The 19,423-nt window shown below is 60.7% G+C and carries 23 protein-coding genes; 22 read left to right on the top strand and 1 reads right to left on the bottom strand.

The features are described 5' to 3' along the window. The first annotated feature begins 65 nt into the window (after positions 1-65). Positions 66-890 (top strand): universal stress protein, encoded by an 825-nt coding sequence (locus tag MKI83_RS13845; RefSeq protein WP_241587481.1) that lies wholly within the window; start codon positions 66-68, stop codon positions 888-890. Between the two features lie 75 nt (positions 891-965). On the opposite strand, the gene MKI83_RS13850 is transcribed toward MKI83_RS13845, so the two are convergent. Then, on the bottom strand, positions 966-1,739 hold the full coding sequence (locus MKI83_RS13850; RefSeq protein ID WP_241587484.1) for a ParA family protein: 774 nt from the start codon (positions 1,737-1,739) through the stop codon (positions 966-968). Positions 1,740-1,985: 246 nt separating this feature from the next. Between MKI83_RS13850 and MKI83_RS13855 the strand changes: the two genes are divergently transcribed. From MKI83_RS13855 to MKI83_RS13955, 21 genes are read left to right on the top strand one after another with little or no spacing between them, the layout of a single operon-like run. Beyond that, positions 1,986-2,726 (top strand): beta-ketoacyl synthase chain length factor, encoded by a 741-nt coding sequence (locus tag MKI83_RS13855; RefSeq protein ID WP_241587487.1) that lies wholly within the window; start codon positions 1,986-1,988, stop codon positions 2,724-2,726. Further along, positions 2,723-3,493 (top strand): lysophospholipid acyltransferase family protein, encoded by a 771-nt coding sequence (locus tag MKI83_RS13860; RefSeq protein ID WP_241587490.1) that lies wholly within the window; start codon positions 2,723-2,725, stop codon positions 3,491-3,493. The genes MKI83_RS13855 and MKI83_RS13860 overlap by 4 nt, the downstream gene beginning before the upstream one ends. Further along, positions 3,490-3,750: a phosphopantetheine-binding protein gene (locus MKI83_RS13865; protein WP_241587492.1), complete on the top strand. Its 261-nt coding sequence runs from the start codon at positions 3,490-3,492 to the stop codon at positions 3,748-3,750. The genes MKI83_RS13860 and MKI83_RS13865 overlap by 4 nt, the downstream gene beginning before the upstream one ends. Before the next feature lie 10 nt (positions 3,751-3,760). Next, positions 3,761-4,015, top strand: coding sequence for an acyl carrier protein (locus tag MKI83_RS13870; protein ID WP_241587495.1), 255 nt, complete (start codon positions 3,761-3,763; stop codon positions 4,013-4,015). Further along, positions 4,012-4,557 carry a COG4648 family protein gene (locus tag MKI83_RS13875; RefSeq protein ID WP_241587497.1) on the top strand — a complete coding sequence of 182 codons (546 nt, stop codon included), beginning with the start codon at positions 4,012-4,014 and terminating at the stop codon, positions 4,555-4,557. Before MKI83_RS13870 ends, MKI83_RS13875 begins: the two co-directional genes overlap by 4 nt. After that, positions 4,554-6,278 carry an ApeI family dehydratase gene (locus tag MKI83_RS13880; RefSeq protein WP_241587499.1) on the top strand — a complete coding sequence of 575 codons (1,725 nt, stop codon included), beginning with the start codon at positions 4,554-4,556 and terminating at the stop codon, positions 6,276-6,278. The genes MKI83_RS13875 and MKI83_RS13880 overlap by 4 nt, the downstream gene beginning before the upstream one ends. Beyond that, the gene (locus MKI83_RS13885) at positions 6,271-7,014 is read left to right on the top strand and encodes a glycosyltransferase family 2 protein (protein ID WP_241587501.1); all 744 of its coding nucleotides are present in this window, start codon (positions 6,271-6,273) and stop codon (positions 7,012-7,014) included. Before MKI83_RS13880 ends, MKI83_RS13885 begins: the two co-directional genes overlap by 8 nt. Continuing rightward, entirely contained in the window at positions 7,011-7,934 is a 924-nt protein-coding gene (locus MKI83_RS13890) for a lysophospholipid acyltransferase family protein (RefSeq protein ID WP_241587503.1), read from the top strand. Before MKI83_RS13885 ends, MKI83_RS13890 begins: the two co-directional genes overlap by 4 nt. Then, a complete protein-coding gene (locus tag MKI83_RS13895; RefSeq protein ID WP_241587505.1) occupies positions 7,927-9,462 on the top strand; it encodes an HAL/PAL/TAL family ammonia-lyase in 1,536 nt (511 codons plus the stop codon). Before MKI83_RS13890 ends, MKI83_RS13895 begins: the two co-directional genes overlap by 8 nt. Next, a complete protein-coding gene (locus MKI83_RS13900) occupies positions 9,455-9,892 on the top strand; it encodes an acyl-CoA thioesterase (RefSeq protein ID WP_241587507.1) in 438 nt (145 codons plus the stop codon). The genes MKI83_RS13895 and MKI83_RS13900 overlap by 8 nt, the downstream gene beginning before the upstream one ends. Further along, a complete protein-coding gene (locus tag MKI83_RS13905; RefSeq protein ID WP_241587510.1) occupies positions 9,889-10,509 on the top strand; it encodes a LolA family protein in 621 nt (206 codons plus the stop codon). The genes MKI83_RS13900 and MKI83_RS13905 overlap by 4 nt, the downstream gene beginning before the upstream one ends. Position 10,510: 1 nt before the next feature. Further along, positions 10,511-12,835, top strand: a complete 2,325-nt coding sequence (locus MKI83_RS13910; RefSeq protein WP_241587512.1) for an MMPL family transporter — start codon at positions 10,511-10,513, stop codon at positions 12,833-12,835. After that, positions 12,822-14,048, top strand: coding sequence for an NAD(P)/FAD-dependent oxidoreductase (locus tag MKI83_RS13915; RefSeq protein WP_241587515.1), 1,227 nt, complete (start codon positions 12,822-12,824; stop codon positions 14,046-14,048). The genes MKI83_RS13910 and MKI83_RS13915 overlap by 14 nt, the downstream gene beginning before the upstream one ends. Continuing rightward, positions 14,033-14,557 (top strand): hypothetical protein, encoded by a 525-nt coding sequence (locus MKI83_RS13920; protein WP_241587517.1) that lies wholly within the window; start codon positions 14,033-14,035, stop codon positions 14,555-14,557. Before MKI83_RS13915 ends, MKI83_RS13920 begins: the two co-directional genes overlap by 16 nt. After that, the gene (locus MKI83_RS13925) at positions 14,554-15,726 is read left to right on the top strand and encodes a beta-ketoacyl-ACP synthase (RefSeq protein ID WP_241587520.1); all 1,173 of its coding nucleotides are present in this window, start codon (positions 14,554-14,556) and stop codon (positions 15,724-15,726) included. Before MKI83_RS13920 ends, MKI83_RS13925 begins: the two co-directional genes overlap by 4 nt. Next, entirely contained in the window at positions 15,719-16,186 is a 468-nt protein-coding gene (locus tag MKI83_RS13930) for a hotdog family protein (protein WP_241587522.1), read from the top strand. The genes MKI83_RS13925 and MKI83_RS13930 overlap by 8 nt, the downstream gene beginning before the upstream one ends. Continuing rightward, complete coding sequence (gene fabG, locus MKI83_RS13935) at positions 16,183-16,911, top strand: 3-oxoacyl-ACP reductase FabG (RefSeq protein ID WP_241587525.1); 729 nt, start codon at positions 16,183-16,185, stop codon at positions 16,909-16,911. Before MKI83_RS13930 ends, fabG begins: the two co-directional genes overlap by 4 nt. After that, positions 16,912-18,147 carry a beta-ketoacyl-ACP synthase gene (locus MKI83_RS13940; RefSeq protein ID WP_241587528.1) on the top strand — a complete coding sequence of 412 codons (1,236 nt, stop codon included), beginning with the start codon at positions 16,912-16,914 and terminating at the stop codon, positions 18,145-18,147. Positions 18,148-18,180: 33 nt separating this feature from the next. Further along, positions 18,181-18,564, top strand: a complete 384-nt coding sequence (locus MKI83_RS13945) for a DUF4136 domain-containing protein (RefSeq protein WP_241587530.1) — start codon at positions 18,181-18,183, stop codon at positions 18,562-18,564. Between the two features lie 28 nt (positions 18,565-18,592). Further along, positions 18,593-19,042, top strand: a complete 450-nt coding sequence (locus MKI83_RS13950; RefSeq protein WP_241587533.1) for an excinuclease — start codon at positions 18,593-18,595, stop codon at positions 19,040-19,042. Further along, positions 19,032-19,361 (top strand): c-type cytochrome, encoded by a 330-nt coding sequence (locus MKI83_RS13955; RefSeq protein ID WP_241587535.1) that lies wholly within the window; start codon positions 19,032-19,034, stop codon positions 19,359-19,361. The genes MKI83_RS13950 and MKI83_RS13955 overlap by 11 nt, the downstream gene beginning before the upstream one ends. Positions 19,362-19,423: the final 62 nt, after the last annotated feature.

A 19,423-nucleotide genomic window follows, 5' to 3' on the forward strand; every position in this document is an offset into this window, starting at 1 on the left:
GCAGGTCAACGGTCTGTCACCTAGACTGCGCCATACTTAACGCACACCGCACACAGGAGTTAGCTATGCGTTCCCTGATGATCGTTCACGACCTTAGCCACGAAGCCGACGCCGCTCTGCTGCGCGCGGTGCAGCTCAGTCGCCAGCATGATGCCGAGCTGCATGTGCTGCACGTTATTCAGGGGCATTTGCCGCCTGCGGTGATGGCCTCCGCCAAAGAAGCCGCTCAACGCGCGCTCGACGAAAGCCTGCGCCGCACTGGCGCGCCCACCGACACGCGCCTGAGTATCGAGTCGGGCCGCGTGGCGGAAACCATCTTAGAGCGCAGCCACGAAGGCGAGACCGACCTGATCGTGATTGGTCTGCACCACCAAAAAAGCCCCGAAATGTTTATTGGTACCACCCTCGAACGCGTCGTGCGGCAAAGTGCCCTGCCCGTGCTGGTGGTGAAGAACAGTGACGGCCAACCGTATCAACGCGGCAGCATCGCCCTGGACTTCTCGCTCTGTGCCACGCATGCGCTGGGCAACCTGTACGACCTGATGCCCAGCGATGCCGACATCTATGCCATGCACGTGTTTGACTTGCCTGCCTCAGGCTTTTTGGGTCGCCCGCGCAGCACCGAAAAGATGATTGCCACCCAAGAGCAAATGATCGCCCAACTGGTCAGTGATGAGCAGGAGCGGCTCGGCGCCGACGGCCCGACCATTCACAGCGAAGTGCGCCAAGGCGGCATTGCCAACGCACTGGACGAAAGCATCTACACCCGTCACAGCCAACTGCTGGCCCTGGGCAGCCACGGCCGCGGGGTGATCTCGCAAGCACTGCTCGGCAGCTTGACCCAGCACTACCTGCGTCACCCGCCGTGCGATTTGCTGGTGTGCAAATAAGCCTGCCCTAACAAGCCAAAAGGCGCCGTACACAACGTGTAACGGCGCCTTTTTTATTGGCCGATCAGCTCGTGCTTACGCGCCCGCCTCTAGGTGATCGTGCAGAGCCACAAATTGCTGGGTCAGCTTATGCCGTGGGTCGAGGTAAATCAGCGGCTTGCACAGCTGATGCGACTCGCGCATTTTCACCGAACTGCTCAAGTGAATCGGCAGCACCGGCAAGTCCTCGGCGACCAGCTCATCCAGCAACTGTTGTGGCAGACTGGCGCGCGGCTGGAACTGGTTGACCACGATGCCTTCTACCTCAAGGCCTTCGTTATGGTCTTCTTTTAAGTCTTCCAGCTCGTGCAGCAAGCTGTACAAGGCTTGGCGCGAGAAGCTATCGCAATCAAACGGAATCAAGCAGCGATCAGAGGCAATCAGCGCAGACACGGTGTAAAAGTTCAGCGCCGGCGGTGTGTCGATATAAATACGCTCGTAATCTTTGCTTAGGTTTTCCAGCAATTTACGCAGCTTGTTGATCTTGTGCTTGGCCTCAAGCTTGGGCTGTAACTCGGCCAGCTCTGGCGAGGCGGTAATAATGTGCAAGTTTTCAAACTGGGTTTCATGCACTTGCGCGGTCGCCTTCTTGCTAAACGGCCCCGACGACAACAGCTGCTTGAAGTAGTCAGCCATGCCCACTGGCACGTCATCGCCCAGCAAGCCGGTGAGGTAATGCGTCGTGTTGGCCTGCGCATCTAAATCCACCACCAAGGTGCGGTAACCCTGCTGCGCACTGACCGCCGCCAAGTTACACGTAATGCTCGACTTACCCACACCGCCCTTCTGATTAAATACCACGCGACGCATAAGCTTCTCCTTGACCCCCTAGGCCTCTCCACTGCTGGCGACCATAACCAGTGCTTGGGCGTTAGTCCACGGCAAAATACAGCTCCAGCCCAGCGGCAAAGCCTGAATTACCGTTCATCCACAAGCCTGAGCGCCTAGCGAACCACAGCCGATTGGGTTGTTTTCCTCACAAAAGCTGGGTGATATCATGCGCGCCCCGCGCACTGACCGGAGCATCGTCAGTACCGCCTTTCTTTAAGTCACCACATGGAAGTCCCGCAGGACAGGCAGGTTATCGTGCTGCATTTCTCTATCGCCGACTGGCAAGCTTGGGCCCCGGGGCTCACAAGCCACACTGACTGGCAAGCGTGGGCTCTCGACCAGCGCGCGGTAGACAACAGCGACACCACCCCCGATGTTAGTTTTTTACCGGCCATGCAGCGGCGGCGCCTCAGCCCTTTAGCCCGCATGAGTTTTTGCGTCGGCTGGCCACTGGCGCAAGCGCAAGGCTCGCTACCGTTAGTGTTTTTATCACGCCACGGCGAAACTGGGCGCACGGCCGAGCTACTCAACCAATTGGCCGCGCAACAGCCGCTATCGCCCACGCAATTTGGCTTATCGGTACATAACGCGATTATTGGTCAGTGGTCGATTCTGCGCGGCGAAACCGCCGAGATGACGGCCCTTGCCGGCGCCAGCGATGGCTTTGAGCAGGCCTTCATTGAAGCCTGCCTGCTGTTGCAGCAACACCCACAAGTACTGCTCATTGTTGCCGAAGAAGCACCCGCGGCCTGCTATCAACCCGCCATCGACGACGTGCCCTTTTCTTACGCGCTGGGCCTGCGTTTATCGCGCGGCGAGCAATTTACGCTGGACTGGCAAGCGCCCAGCAACGACCCCAGCACAGCCATTGCCCACCCGCTGAGCTGGCTTAAACACTTTCTGCGCAGCCATACCCAGTGGCTACACGCAACACCACAGCGCACCTGGCACTGGCAACAAGCATGAAACAGCCCAAACACGATGCCTATTATTGGCGCCTGTTCGCCACAGGCCTGAGCTTTACCGTCTTCGGCCTTGGCGGCGTATTACTGCTGCTGGTGGTTTTTCCGGTGCAACGCTTATTGCCTGGCAGCGCACTCGAGCGCCGCACGCGGGCGCGCGCCACGGTCAGCGCCTTGTTTATGTGGTTCATCCGTTTTATGCGCGCCTTAGGCGTACTGACGTTTGATATCGACGGCGCTGAGCGCTTAGGCCAACCGGGGCAGCTGATCATCGCCAACCACCCCTCGTTGCTGGATGTGGTGTTTCTGATTGCGCATATGCGCGATACCGGCTGCGTGGTCAAAGACAGCCTGTGGCGCAACCCCAGCATGCGCGGCCCGATTCGCGCCTGTGCCTACATCAGCAACAACGGCAGTGCCGAGATGCTGGAGGACGCCGCGCAAACCCTGCGCGATGGGCAGTCACTGATTATCTTCCCCGAAGGCACGCGCACCACCCCGGGCCTGCCGCCCACCTTTCATCGTGGCGCAGCGGCCATCGCTTTACGCGGCGCACGGGTGATCACCCCGGTGTACATCAGCGTGAACCCCAGTACGCTGACCAAAGCCGAGCCGTGGTACCGCATTCCGTACCGCCGCATGCACTATCGACTGCGCGTCGGTGAAGACCTTCGCCCACAAGAATACCTCGCAGGCCGCAGCGCACCCCTTGCCTCGCGCCAACTCAATCAACAGCTGCATCAGCAATACACGCAGGAGCTCGCCGTATGAGCCAACTGGAACTGGACATTAAAAACCTCATCATCGATGCGCTGGGTCTGGAAGACATGAGCGCCAACGACATCGATAGCCAGCAAGCCTTGTTTGGCGATGGCCTAGGGCTCGACTCGGTCGATGCGCTCGAACTGGGCTTGGCTATTCAAAAGCGCTACGGCATCAAGCTAGACGCCGAATCCAAAGACACCCGCGAGCACTTTGCCAACGTCGCCAAACTGGCCGCTTTCATTAATAGCCATCAGACCGCTTAAGGAGCCGCTCATGCAAAGCCGTGAAGATGTTTTTAATACCCTGCGTGACGCCCTCGTCGAACTGTTCGAGCTAGAGCCCGAGGCGGTGACTGGCGAAGCCAATCTGTACGAAGACCTTGAAATTGACAGCATCGACGCCGTCGATCTCATCGATCACATCAAGCGTAAAACCGGCAAGAAAATTGCCGCCGACGACTTCAAAACCGTGCGCACGGTGGATGATGTCGTCGACGCGGTGTTCCGCACCCTCAACAGCGACGCATGAAAAAGCTGACCAGCATCCTGCTGGTGCTGGTGGGCTTGTTGTATCCGTTTGCCGTGTATTTTGGCTTGGAGCACATCTCACCGCGCTGGTTTGCCTTGCTGCTGGCATGCCTGTGGCTGTGGCGCTTATGGCTGGAACCCGCCAAGCCTGGTCGCGCGCCGCTGTTGGCGGCAACCCTGCTGTTTTGTGCGGTATTAGTGTTGAGCAACGAGCAAAGCGTGCTGCGCTTGTACCCCGTACTGATCAATGCCGTCTTAGGACTGGTGTTCTGGGCCAGTTTGCACCACGGCATGCCGATCATTGAGCGTCTGGCACGCCTGCAAGAGCCTGATTTACCGGCGTCCGGCGTGCACTACACTCGACGCGTGACACAGGTGTGGCTGGGCTTTTTCGTCATCAATGGCAGCACTGCATTACTGCTGAGCCTGTATGCCCCGTGGCATTGGTGGACGCTGTACAACGGCCTGATCGCCTACCTGCTGATGGGCACTTTGATGGCCGTCGAGTGGCTGATACGTCAACGTGTGCGGAGCCACGCATGAGCTGGATTGACTTACCCGCGCTACTGCTTAGCCCCGACGCCTCCCGCCAGATCACCCTGGCACCGGCGCTGAACCATGCCTTGCTGAATCACGCCCTGCTGAATCACGCCCAGCTGTGCCATGACGCGGGGCGCTTAGCGGCGGCATTAAAAGCCCGCAACATCCAACACATCGCTGTGCATTGCCGCGACAGCGCTACGCTCGCCACCTGCCTACTCGGTGCTTGGCAAGCCGACATTGCGGTGTATTTACCGGCAGACTTGCAGCCGGCCAGCTACAGCGCATTGGCCGATCACGTTGAGCTTTGGTTGGGCGACAGTGACTTAGCGCACTTTACCGCCCCGCACACGCTGATCGCCGAACAAACGCAGGGCCTTGCTGCTCGCCAGCTGAACGACACGGTGCCCTTGTTGTGGGTCTGCACTTCCGGCTCCACCGGAGCGGCCAAACGCATCGGCAAAACACTCGCGCAACTGAACGCTGAGCTGTGCGCGCTGGAAAGCCTCTGGGGTGAGGCGCTACACGACGCCCACATCCTCGGCAGCGTCTCGACCCAGCACCTCTACGGCTTATTGTTCCGCCTGCTATGGCCACTGGCGGCTGGCCGTACCTTCGGTCGCGAGCAATTGGGCTACCCCGAAGACGTACTGCACCAAGCCCAGCGCAGCACACGCTGCGCATGGGTCGCCAGCCCCGCCCTGCTCAAACGCCTGCCCGAGCATCTGGAGTGGGCAGGCCTTCGTCAGACCATGCGCGCCGTGTTTTCCTCCGGCGGCCCGCTGCCGGCAGCCGCCAGTGCGCAGATTGCCCAGTGGTTGACGCACGCGCCGATCGAAATTTATGGCAGCTCAGAAACCGGCGGCGTGGCGTGGCGACAAGCCAGTGACCACTGGCAGCCCTTGCCCAGCGTCGAGCTAAGCCAAGATGCCAGCGGCGCCCTGCAAGTACGCTCCGCCTTTTTACCGGCGGGACACTGCGAGCATACCGCCGACGCCGTCGAGCTGACCGCGCAGGGCATGCGCTTGTTAGGCCGCCTGGATCGCATCGTCAAACTGGAAGAAAAACGCATCGCCCTACCGGCGCTCGAACAGCGACTGGAAAGCCACCCGTGGGTCAGCGATGCCCGCTTAGGCTTACTGCAGCAAGGCCGAGCCCACTTAGGCGCGGTGATTGCGCTCAACGCGGCCGGGGTCTTTGCCTTGCGCAATCAGGGTCGTCAGCACGTCACGCAAACCCTGCGCACGCATTTACGCGGCTATTGCGAAAATCTGGCACTGCCCAGACGCTGGCGATTGCTGCAACAGCTGCCGTTCAACAGCCAAGGCAAGCTGAGCCAACAGCACATCGAACAACTGCTCAACGCCGAACGTGCGCGCCAACCCGAGCTGATCAGCCAGCGCGTCGAGGGTGACAACCTGCTCTGCGAGCTGTTGATCCCGCTGGATTTGGCGCACTTTTCAGGGCACTTCCCGGGCACGCCCATTGTGCCGGGCGTGCTGCAAATCGACTGGGCCATTGCTTTGGCACGGCAACTGCTCGACCTTAAGGGTGAGTATGCCGGCATGGAAGTGATCAAGTTCCAACGCCTATTACGCCCCGGCGATCGCCCGCAGCTATCCCTGCGCTTTGATCAAGCCAAGCAAAAGCTGCACTTTAGCCTGCGACACAACGATGAAGCCTGCTCGAGCGGACGCATTCGCATCGAGGTCGCGCATGTTTAAGCCTTGTGCGGTTATTCCCGTGTTTAACCACGAAGAGCCCCTACCGGCGGTGGTGGCGCAGCTGCGCGCCCAAGGCTTGCCCTGCGTGCTGGTGGATGACGCCTCCAGCGCGAGCTGCCACGCAGTTATGCAGCGTCTCGCCGAGGCAAGCGACGTGCATCTGGTCTGCCTTGCGCACAACCTGGGCAAAGGCGGCGCCGTCACGGCGGGACTGTGGCACGCGCACCAACTGGGCTTTAGCCACGCGCTGCAGGTCGATGCCGATGGCCAGCATTGTCTGGATGACGTCGCGCGCTTTCTCGCCGCCGGCCAACACAACCCGCACGCCCTAATTTGCGGCTATCCCGCTTACGACGCCAGCATCCCCAAAGGACGCTTGTACGGGCGCTATCTGACCCATGTCTGGGTGTGGATCAACACCCTGTCGCTGAGCATTCGCGACTCCATGTGCGGCTTCCGCCTCTATCCGCTGCAACCGGTGGTCGCCCTGCTCAACCAAGCCAAGCTCGGTCAACGGATGGACTTCGACCCGGAAATATTGGTGCGCTTGCATTGGCGCGGCCAAGCCATGCAGTGGCTGGAAACCCGCGTCACCTACCCCGCCGACGGCCTGTCGCACTTCCGCCTTTGGCAAGACAACTGGCTGATCTCGCGCATGCACGCCCGGCTATTTTTCGGCATGTTGTTACGCCTGCCGCGCCTGTTACAACAGCGCCGCCAACGAGGCCGCACATGAGCCAAACGCAAACCTGGGCGCAGGAAAAAGAACGCGGCGCGCTGATCCTTATGCGCTTGCTCGCGTGGTGTGCCAAACATCTGGGCCGCGCGGTCATTAGCCCCGTGCTGCACCTGATCGTGTTGTATTTCTTTATCTTTGGCCGCCAAGCGCGACAAAGCAGCCGCCAGTATCAAGCGCGGCTGGCGACCTTTGCCCAACGGCCCGATTGGGCGCCCACGCTGCGCACCCAGTTTCGCCACTTTATGCAGTTTGCCGACGCGCTGCTGGACAAGCTCGATGCCTGGCAAGGCAAGCTAACGCGCGCGCAACTGAGTTTTAACGACCCTGAGCTCATCCCGCGTTTACACGCCAGCGGCCAAGGCGTGCTGCTGATTGGCTCGCATCTGGGCAACTTAGAAGTCTGTCGCGCCATGGCCGAACTGACCGACCGTGTGCCGCTCAATGTGCTCGTGCACACCAAGCATGCCGCGCAATTTAATCAGCTGTTAAGCGACAGCGGCGCGCGCCATTTGAACCTGATCCAAGTCACCGAAGTCGGCCCCGACACCATGATGATGCTGAGCGAGCGCTTGGCCCGTGGCGAGTGGGTGGTGATTGTCGGCGACCGCATCCCCGTGCACGGCGGCCGTACCGTGAACGTCGACTTTCTCAAGCACCCAGCGCCTTTCCCGCAAGGCCCCTACTTGCTGGCCGGCTTGCTGCAATGTCCGGTGTATCTGTTGTTTTGCCTCAAACAGCCACGCGGTTTTGCCGTGCATCTTGAGGCGTTTAGCGAGCGCATTCAGTGGAAGCGCAGCACCCGCGAAGCGGTGATTGCCGAACACGCGCAACGCTATGCCCAGCGCCTTGAGCACTATTGCTTACAAGCGCCGCTGCAGTGGTTTAATTTTTACCCGTTCTGGAGCTCTCATGACTGACGCCAGCCTAGTCTTCGGCGATCGCGCACTGTGCATTGAAGACATCGTCGCCCTCGCTCGGCAAACCCGTAGCAGCCAGCTGGAGCAAGACCCCGCGTACGTCGAGCGCATTCGCTCCGGCGCGCGTTTTCTTGAGCAACTGCTGGCGCGCGAAGGGGTGATTTATGGGGTCACCACAGGCTACGGTGACTCCTGCGTGGTGGCCATTCCGCCCGAGCACGTGGATGAGTTGCCGCGTCATCTGTACACCTTTCACGGCTGCGGTTTAGGCCAGCTGCTAAGCCCCGAAGCCACCCGCGCGGTGCTGGCGGTGCGCTTACAGTCGCTGTGTCGCGGCGTATCTGGCGTGCGTTATGAGCTGCTCGAGCAACTGCACGGCCTGCTGCAACACAACATTCTGCCGTTGATCCCTGAAGAAGGCTCCGTCGGCGCCAGCGGTGATCTGACGCCACTCAGTTATGTTGCCGCCGCCTTGGCCGGTGAACGTGAGGTGCTGTTCGGCGAGCAGCGCATGAGCGCGACCCAAGCGTTAGCCAGCATCCAACGTCAGCCTTTGCCGCTCAAGCCCAAAGAAGGCTTGGCCCTGATGAACGGCACCGCGGTGATGACCGCCCTCGCCTGCCTCGCCTTCGACCGCGCGCAGTACTTGTTGCAACTGGCTACCCGCATTACCGCGATGAATGTGCTGGCGCTGCAGGGCAACCCGCAGCACTTTGATGAGCGCCTGTTCGCGGTCAAGCCTCACCCGGGGCAAAACCAAGTCGCCGCTTGGCTGCGGGCTGATCTAGCCATCGAAGGCCCACAAGCGCCGCTGCACCGTCTACAAGACCGCTACTCGCTACGCTGTGCGCCGCATGTGCTGGGCGTGCTGGCCGACAGCTTGCCGTTTTTGCGGCAGCTGATTGAAACCGAGCTCAACAGCGCCAACGACAACCCCATCATCGACCCCGAGCAAGAGCGCGTGCTGCACGGCGGCCACTTCTACGGCGGGCATATCGCCTTTGCCATGGACAGCTTAAAAACCTTGGTCGCCAACGTTGCCGACCTGCTCGACCGCCAACTGGCGTTGATGGTAGACACCCGCTACAACCATGGCCTACCGAGCAACCTCTCGGGGGCTCCTGGCGAGCGCGCGATGCTCAACCACGGTTTTAAAGCGGTGCAAATCGGTGCCAGCGCTTGGACTGCCGAAGCCCTCAAGCACACCATGCCCGCCAGCGTGTTCTCGCGCTCGACCGAGTGCCACAACCAAGACAAAGTCAGCATGGGCACGATTGCCGCGCGTGATGCGCTGCGCGTGCTTAGCCTCAGCGAGCAAGTTGCCGCCGCCACCTTACTGGCCGCGCGCCAAGGGTTATGGCTGCGCGAGCAAGCCGGCGAGCTGGAGCAACTCACGCCGGCACTGGCGAGCACCTACCAACAACTGTGCGCCGATTATCCGCCACTGATCGAAGACCGCGCGCTGGAAGCCGAACTGCGCCAACTGCTCCTGCAGATCAGCCAGCAATACTGGAGCTTGTATGCGTAGCCAAGGCCCGCTGCACGTTGAAATCGAGCTGGAAGTGCCATTTTTCGACGTCGACATGATGACCGTGGTTTGGCACGGCCACTACGTGAAATACCTTGAGCAAGCCCGCTGCGCCCTGCTCGACAAGCTCAACTACGGCTACCTCACGATGGTCGAGGCTGGCTTCGCTTGGCCGATTGTCGACATGCAGCTGCGCTACGCCAAACCCGCACGCTTCGGGCAGAAAATTCGGGTACGCGCCGACCTCATCGAGTGGGAAAACCGCCTCAAACTGCACTACCTGATCAGTGACGCCAACAGCGGCGAGCGCCTCACCCGCGCCAGCACCGTGCAAGTGGCGGTCGATATCAACAGCCACGAAATGCAACTGGTCTCACCGGCGGCCTTTGTCGCTGCGGTCGAGGCGGCGCTGGGACACCCCGCGCCATGAAGCGCCGCGCGCTGATTGTTGCCCTGAGTCTCGCCGTGCTGGCCAGCCTTGGCGCACGCGCCAACGAGGCTAACAGCAGCTTTGATTTGCCCGCCCTAAGCCAGCAACTGCAGCAAAGCGAGCGCTTACATGGCCAGTTTATTCAGCGCCGCTTTCTGCCGGGCTTAGCACAACCACTGCAAAGCCAAGGTCGCTTTGTGATGGACCGCGAACTCGGCTTGCTTTGGCTGATTGAACAGCCGTGGCAACTGGATTTACGCCTCAACCAAAGCGGCTTGGCCCAGCAGCAAGACGGACAATGGCTGGCCGTGGCCGACAACGCCGCCAGCGCACAATTCACCCGCCTGTTTTTGAGCTTGTTGCAAGGCGATCACCAACAGCTCACCCCGCTGTTCGACAGCCAATTACACGGCAACCGCGAGCAATGGCAGCTGACGCTGCAGCCGCGCAGCCTGCTACTCAAGCAAGTGTTTCAACACATCGTGGTCAGCGGCGGCAACGAGATTCAACAAGTCACCCTGCTAGAAAGCCAAGGCGATCGCAGTGAGTTGTTGTTCAGCCAGCAGCAACCCAATCAGCCGCTTAGCGACAGCGAGCGTCGGGCGTTGGTGCCTTAACATGCGGCTCTTGGCCTCGTTCACCATCGTGCAGCGCGCGGCGGGCTTGGGTCTTGTGCTGCTGTTGCTGCTGCCTGCACTGGCGCTGCTAAGCGGACTGCGCGAGGCCAAATTGTCCGCCAACTTGCTTGAGCTGCTACCGCAGCAAAGCCACAGCGCCGCCGAGCAACAGGCGATCACCCAGATTCAAAGCACCTTGCACCGTGATTTGTGGCTCTTGCTTGGCCACCCCGACGCCGACCAACTGCCGCGCGCGGCGGCGCAACTGAGCCAAACATGGCAGCGCAGCGGCTTATTTGTCAGCGTCGAGTGGCAGTTCCAGCAAGACTTAGCGCAAGTCCGGCAAAGCCTAAAACAGGCGCGCATCGCCAGCCTGCCGCTGGCGGCACAAGCGCAATTAAACGACGACGCGGCGCGTTTTATTGATGGCCGCAGCGCACGCCTGCTCGACCCTTTTCGCCCAGACCTGTTGCCCCCGCAAGAGGACTGGCTTGGCTTTGCCAGCCTGATCAGCGCCAACGCGGCCAGTGCTAGCGCACTGACCTGGCAGGCCACCCGCGGCACGCTGGAGCGCCATGCCCACGGCCAGCAATGGTTACTGATTCGCGCGCAAAGCCTGAGCGACGCCTTTGCCCTCGACACCCCACAGCAGATCGCCAACCTGCTCAGCGACAGCCAACGCACGTTACAGGCCCAAGGCTTTAGCCTGCTGGCCAGTAGCGGACTGCTGCATGCGGCGGCGGCGCAAACGCAGGCTCAGCGCGAAATTAACCTCGTCGGCGGCGGCGGCCTGCTCGGTATTGTGCTGCTACTGTGCTTGAGCTTTCGCAGCGCGCGGGCGCTCAGCGCCTTGCTGCCGGTCTGCACAGGTATGCTCGCCGGTGTCTTGGTCAGCCTGTGCCTGTTCAGCAGCGTACACGTGCTCACGTTGGTACTGGGCTGCAGTCTGATTGGTGTGGCCATCGACTACCCGCTACATGTGCTGGCCAAGCGTTGGCAGCCGGGTAGCTGGCATCCCGAACAGGCGCTGCAACAACTGCTACCCAGCCTGACCCTCGGCCTGCTGACCAGCGTGCTGGGCTATCTGGCCTTAAGCGCCGCGCCCTTTCCGGCGCTGCAGCAAGTGGCGGTGTTTTCCGCAGCCGGCTTAATGGCGGCCTTTGGTTGTGTGATCTGTGTGCTCCCCAAGCTTATTCGCGCCCTGCCTGCCCACCCTGCGCCGGCACTTTTGCAGCACAGCGCTAGCCGCTGGCTTAACTGGCGCTGGCCGCGCAGCGCGTTACTGCTGGTGATGTTGTTGGCCGCGTTCGGGCTGCCGCAAATCACGTGGAGTGAAGGGCTTAAGCAGTGGATCAGCAGCCCTGCGGCGCTGCTTGAGCAAGAACAAGCCTTTGCCGACATCAGCGGACAACGTCCCACCAGCCAGTTCTTCCTGCTGGAAGCCGATGATCTGGAACAACTGCTGCAGCGCGAACGCGCCTTGCTCGAAGCCCTCAAGCCACTACAACAAGCCAAGCAGCTAGGCGCGGTGCTCAGCATTGCCGAGCGCTACAACAGCCCGGCACAACAAACCGCGCTGCAATTGCGCCTCCAGCAACTGGCGCAAACACCGCTGGACACCCCGCACTGGCAAGCCTTGGGCGTAAGCCCCGCGCTACTGCAAAGCACGCTGCATGAGCTTGCGGCCCTGCCCGTGTTGTCGCTGGCAGATTGGCTGCAAAGCCCGCTGGGCCAGCCTTATCAAACGCTGTGGCTGGGCGAACAAAACGGCACATGGCGCAGCATCGTCAGCCTCAATCAACTGCAAGACAGTCAGCTACTACACGCGCTGCCGTCCCTGCCGGGCGTACGCCTGATCAACCCCCTCGGCGATGTGCAAACGCAACTGCTCAGCGCGCGCCAGCAGGCCCTATGGCTGGTCCTGCTCGCAGCAGGTTTAATGCTCGCCTTGCTGTGCCTGCGCTGCGGCTATCGCTTGGCGCTGCGTCTGGCTGTGGTGCCGGCGCTGGCCCTGCTGCTCACCGTGAGCCTACTGGGATTACTACAAGTACCGCTGACTCTGTTCAGCGTCTTTGCCTTGCTGCTGGTGCTCGCGGTAGGGGTCGATTACGCCATCTTCTTGCAGCAGCAACATAGCCTCGCCACCGCCTGTGGCTTGTGCCTGCAAGCGCTGACCACCTTGTTATCGTTTGGTCTGTTGGCCTTGAGTAACACGCCGGCCATTAGCAGCTTTGGCCTGTGCTTGGCCCTCGGGATTAGTTTGTCGTTATTGCTGGCCCCACTGGCTAGCCCACCCACCGCTCGGAGTCATCATGGAAGAACGTGAAGTCGTTGTTATTGGCGCAGGCCCATCCGGCGCTATTGCGGCTGCCTTATTAAAACGCCAAGGGCATGATGTGCTGGTGATTGAGCGCCAGCACTTCCCACGCTTTAGCATTGGCGAAAGCTTGCTCACCCACTGCCTAGACTTCGTCGCCGAAGCGGGCATGCTGCCAGCGGTCGAAGCGGCCGGATTTCAGTACAAGAACGGCGCCGCGTTCACTTGGCATGAGCAATACACCGACTTTGATTTTGGCGACAAATTCAGCCCCGGTCGCAACAGCACCTTTCAAGTGCAGCGGGCCGACTTTGACCAACTGCTCGCCGACCAAGCCAGCGCCCAAGGCGTCGAGATTCGCTATGGCGAAACCTTAGTGCAGGCCGACTTCAGTTCGGCGCAGCCACAGCTGACCGTGCAACGCGAAGATGGCGCGCAATACAACGTAAGCGCACGCTTTGTTTTAGACGGCAGCGGCTACGGCCGGGTGCTGCCGCGTCTGCTGGATTTAGAAACGCCCTCAGCCTTCCCCAGCCGCTGCGCCTTGTTTACCCACATCGAAGACCGCATCGACGACGCGCACTTTGACCGCAACAAGATCCTCATCAGTATTCACCCCGAACACCGCGGAGTGTGGTTTTGGCTGATTCCATTCAGCAACGGCCGCAGCTCGATTGGCGTGGTCGCCGAAGAAAGCTTCTATCACGATCGCCCCAGCGACCTGGCCACCTGCCTGCGCCAACTCACCACCGACGTGCCCATGCTGAAACGCATTCTCGGCAATGCCCAGTGGGACACTCCGGTCAACCGCCAAGCCGGTTACTCGGCCAACGTTAAAGCGCTGCACGGGCAAAATTTCGCTTTATTGGGCAATGCGGCGGAGTTCTTAGACCCGGTATTTTCCTCCGGTGTCACCATCGCCATGCACTCGGCCAGCCTTGCCGCAGGGCTGGTCCATCGCCAACTACAAGGCCAAGCCGTGGACTGGGATGCCGAATTCAGCAAGCCGCTGATGCTCGGCGTCGACACCTTCCGCGCCTATGTCGAAGGCTGGTATGACGGCAGTTTCCAAAACGTGATTTTCCAGAGTGATCGCAACGCCGAGGTGAAGCGGATGATTTGCTCGATTCTGGCGGGTTACGCTTGGGACAGCAGCAACCCCTTTGTCGCCCAAGCCAAACGCCGACTGCGCGTCGTGAGTGAGTTATGCGCCTTAGACTGACCTTCGCCTGCGCCCTGCTAAGCCTTGTGCTTGGCGGGTGTAGCAGCACGCCATCGCAGCCCCTGAGCGACACCAAAAGCCTGGTCTTGCCGCAGCAGCTGTTAGTGGAGCACACCCCCAGCAATGGGCTAAAACGCTTGCTGCTGCTGGTCATCCAACCGCACGCGCAAGGCTCGCAGTGGTCACTCTTCGACCCGCTGGGCATGCCGCGCGAACGCATGCTGCTCACGCAAGGACAGTGGCAGCGCGAAGGGTTATTGCCGCCGTTCAAGCTCACCGATAGTCGTGAGTTATTTGCCGCGGTGCTGTTTGCCCTCAAGCCCCGCCACCGCTTAGCAGAGGACTACCCGCAAGCGCGCGAAGTGGATAACACCCGCTGCCTAACCCAAGCGCAGCAGTGCCGTTGGCAAGTCGACTACCATGCCAACGGCACCTTTAGCCTGCGCTTGGCCAACCAGCAGCGCTTCGAACTGCAACCCTTGGGCGCCGCCGCTGAGGCGCAACCATGACCAGTTACCTCAATGCGCTCGGCCTCGTCTGCCCGTTAGGCGACACCCTTGAGGGCGTCAGCCGCGCCCTGTTTAACGGCGACAGCGGCCTGCAACCACAAAGCCACTGGATTGCCGACAAAACCGTGCCGGTGGGCGCCGTAACCGTGGCGCTGGCACCGTTGCCGGCCAGCGTCAGCGCCTTTGATAACCGCTGCAATCGCTTACTGCACCACGCACTGCAACCGATTTTGCCGGCGATAAAACAAGCCCTTAGTCGCTACGGTGCCACGCGTGTCGGCCTTGTGCTGGGCACCAGCACCGCCGGCATTCTGGAGGGTGGCCTAGCCATCCGCGAAGGCCAGTCCGCCGCGCAAGCCTACCTCGCACAAGAGCTGAGTTCCTGTAGCCGCTGGCTAGAACAGTGGCTCGGCTTGCAAGGGCCGGTGACGGTGATTTCCACCGCCTGTACCTCCGGCGCGCGGGCGCTCCTCAGCGCGCAGCGTTTGCTGCAAAGCGGGCTGTGCGATGCGGTGATCTGCGGCGGTGTCGACTCGCTCTGCCACCTGACGCTCAATGGCTTTGATGCCTTAGAAGCCATCAGCCAAGTCCCGTGTTTGCCGCTGTCGCAGCAGCGCAACGGCATCAATATCGGTGAGGCAGCCGCGGTCTTCTTGATGACGCGCGAGCCCGGGCCCATCGCATTATTAGGCGCCGCCGCCAGCAGCGATGCGCACCATATGTCAGCGCCAGACCCCAGCGGCGCTGGTGCAGTCGCGGCCATGCGCGGCGCCTTAGCCAGCGCCCAATTAACCCCGGCACAGATTCACTACATCAACCTGCACGGCACCGCCACGCCCCACAATGACGCGATGGAAAGTCTCGCCGTGGCCGAGGTGTTTGGCGGCCGCGTGCCGTGCTCATCGACCAAGCCATTAACCGGTCACACGCTCGGCGCCGCCGGCGCGTTAGAAGCCGCGTTCTGCTGGCTCAGCCTCTCAAGCTACAACCCAGAAAGACGCCTACCTCCGCACCGCTGGGATGGCAACGCAGACCCGGCGCTGCCGACGCTGACCCTGGTCGATCACGACACACGCTTAGCCCCAGCCCTAGCACCACGCCTGCTGAGCAACTCCTTTGCCTTTGGCGGCAACAATGCGTGCCTGATTTTAGGAGCGACCGATGCTTGACTGGCCCATCCATGAATTACTGCCGCATGCCGGCGAAATGATTTTGCTCGACCACGTCGTTGCGTTCGACCACGAAAGCCTGAAGGCCTCGGTCACCATTGCCGCCAAGGGACTGTTCAATCAGGCAGACGGTAGCCTGCCGGCGTGGGTCGGTATCGAGATCATGGCCCAAGGCATTGCGGCCTTTGCTGGCTGCCATGCGCGCCAAGCAGGCAACCCAGCACCGCTCGGCTTTCTGCTCGGCAGCCGCCAGTATCAGTGCTCGCACCCCGCCATACCGGCAGGCACACCGCTGGGTTTAGAGGTCAAGCAATCGCTGCGCGATGACAACGGCATGGGCGTCTTTGAGTGTCGCCTGTCTAACGCGACCTACTGTTTAGAAGCGCGGCTTAATGTGTTTCAACCGCCGCACATTGAGCAATACCTGCAAGAAGCCAGCCCCCAAGGAGATCCCGCATGAGCCAGCGCGTTTTAGTCACCGGCTCCAGTCGTGGCATTGGTCGCGCCATTGCCCTTCGTCTTGCCGCCAGTGGTCACGACATCGTGCTGCATTGCCGCAGTCGTCGCGACGAAGCCGAGCGTGTCGCCGCTGACATCCATGCCCTCGGGCGCAGCACGCAAATTTTGCAATTCGACGTCAGCCAACGCGAAGCTTGCGCCGCCGCCCTAGAGGCCGATATCGAGCAACACGGCGCTTACTACGGCGTGGTATGCAACGCCGGACTCACCCGCGACGGCGCCTTCCCTGCGTTGACCGGCGAGGACTGGGACAGCGTATTGCGCACCAACCTCGACGGTTTCTATAACGTGCTGCACCCGTTGATCATGCCGATGATTCGTCGACGCGCGGCCGGCCGAATTGTCTGCATCACCTCCGTCTCTGGGCTGATCGGCAATCGCGGCCAAGTTAACTACAGCGCCTCCAAAGCCGGTGTGATCGGTGCCGCCAAAGCCCTAGCCATCGAGCTGGGAAAACGTAAAATCACCGTCAACTGCGTAGCCCCCGGCCTGATCGAGACCGACATGCTGGATGAGCATGTGCCGATCGATGAGATCCTCAAGATGATCCCTGCCGCTCGCATGGGGCGCGCCGAAGAGGTCGCTAGTGCGGTCAATTTCCTGATGTCGGCCGAGGCCGACTACATCACCCGCCAAGTGCTGGCGGTTAACGGTGGTTTGTGTTGAATGAGTAGTTTTAAGCGCGTCGTCGTCACCGGCATGGCCGGCATTACCGCCTTGGGCAATGACTGGAGCAGCATCCTCGCCGCCTTCAGCGCTGGACAAAGTGGCATTCGCTATATGCACGAGTGGGATCGCTACAGCGAGCTAAACACCCGCCTTGGCGGCCCGGTGGATCATTTCCAAGTGCCCAGCCACTGGACGCGCAAACAACTGCGCAGCATGGGCCGGGTGTCACGCTTATCGGTCGCCGCCGCTGAGCAAGCGCTGGCGCACGCCGGCTTGCTCGACGACGCCAGTATCCGCGATGGCCGTATGGGCGTGGCCTGCGGCTCATCCACCGGCAGCACCGATGAGGTCAAAGCCTTTGGCAACATGCTGATCAACGGCACCGCCGATGGGCTCAATGCCAACTCTTATGTGCGCATGATGCCGCACACCACGGCCGCCAATATCAGCATCTTCTTTGGTCTCAAAGGCCGCCTGATTCCCACCTCCAGTGCTTGCACCAGCGGTAGCCAAGGGATCGGCTATGCCTACGAGGCCATCAAGTTTGGCCGCCTGCCGCTGATGCTCGCCGGCGGCGCTGAAGAGCTGTGCCCGACCGAGGCCATGGTGTTTGACGCGCTCTACGCCACCAGCCTGAAAAACGACAACCCAAGCCACAGCCCAAGCCCCTACGACAGCCAGCGTGACGGCCTCGTTATCGGTGAAGGCGCCGGCATGCTGGTATTAGAAGAGCTGGAGCACGCGCAAGCACGCGGCGCGACTATCTATGCCGAGATTGTTGGCTTTGGCTGTAACGCTGACGGCCAGCACACCACGCGCCCCGAGCAAATCACCATGCGCGGCGCAATGGAGTTGGCCCTCGCCGATGCAGCGCTGGCGCCTAGCGCCATTGGTTACGTCAACGGTCACGGCACCGCGACCGAGCAAGGCGACATTGCCGAAACCCTCGCCACCCACACGCTGTTTGGCGCGCAGATGCCCATCAGCTCGCAGAAAAGCTACCTTGGCCACACCTTAGGCGCCTGCGGCGCACTGGAGTCTTGGTTCAGCATCGAGATGCTCAATAGCGATCAGTATGTGCCGACGCTCAACTTGCACAACATCGACCCTCGCTGCGGCGAGCTGGATTATCTGCGCGGCGAACTACGCACGCTGAGCAACGAATACGTCATGAACAACAACTTTGCCTTTGGCGGCGTTAACACCTCGTTAATCTTCCGCCGTTGGGCTTAACTCACCCGTCACTCACCGAAAAGGATGTTCCACGTGTCTACGCTGCGCCACTTTACCCGCCTGCTTTGCTTGGCCTTTATCACCGTCGCGCTGGTCGGCTGCACCAGCAAGCCCCTGCTCACCCCGCAAGAGGCGCTGTATAGCGGCAAGACCGAGCAGCAAGTGCATGACGCGATTATGACCGGACTAGAACAGCGCGGCTGGACCGTAACCGCGCAACGCCCACAGCTGATTCAGGCCAAGATTGTGGTGCGCGCCAAGCACGGCGCCGAGATTGACATCCCTTATTCAGCCACTATGTTCAGCATTAACTACCGCGACAGCTTTGGGCTGGACTACAAAGAAGGCAAGATTCATCGCAATTACAACCGCTGGGTTAACAACCTGCGTGCCGTGATTGCGCAACAACTCAACTAATCCTCCCCCCAACACAAGGATGCGTTTAATGAAATCGCTCAAACTGTGCAACATCGCTCTGGTTGGCGCCCTGACCGTAGCCGCCACACAAACCGCTAATGCCCGTGATACCGCGTTGTTTTTAGACTTTGACAGCGTTGTTGCCGAAGCAACCCAAGCTGGCCGACTGGATGGCAGCGTTAAGTTTTACCTCACTGGCGAAACCCTACCCGGCAAAGCCAGCATCGTGCGCGAAGTGGTGACCAACAAAAAAACCAATGCCTTTAACAAAAGTGATGAAGAGGCCTGCAGCTGGGTGCTGCAGTCAGCCTTAATCACCCTGCAAGATGCGGCCAAAGCTGCCGGGGCCAACGCGGTAACCGATATCGTCAGTTTTTATAAGCGCAAAGAATACAAAAGCAGCAAACAATTCGAATGCCATGCCGGCGCCTTCGTTGCAGGCACGGCATTAAAAGGAAATCTGGCCAATGTTAAGTAAGCGCCGCTTGCTAAGCGCCTTGGCCGTCGCCGCGCTACTGCCCGCCAGCGCCGTAGCCGATGCCAGCACGCAAGGCGAGCAACTGTTTCAGCAACACTGCGCCAAGTGCCACGGCAGCACCGGCCAAGCCAATACGTGGCGCGGCTGGCTGTTTTTCGCCAAAAACCTTAGCAAGTCTAGCTGGCAGAACAGCGTCAGCGACGATGAGATCACTCAAGCGATTAAGCAAGGCCCAGGGGTCATGCCCGCCTATGCCGACAGCCTGAGCAGTGATGAGCAACAGAACATCCTTAAGTTTGTTCGCACGCTCGGCAACTGAATCAATACTGCGCGCTGACGCCGTGCCTAGGTCGCCTAGGCACGGCTTTTTCTTGGCTTTAA

It is taken from the genome of Atopomonas sediminilitoris, from assembly GCF_022601735.1.
GTDB classification, from domain to species: Bacteria; Pseudomonadota; Gammaproteobacteria; order Pseudomonadales; family Pseudomonadaceae; genus Atopomonas; species Atopomonas sediminilitoris.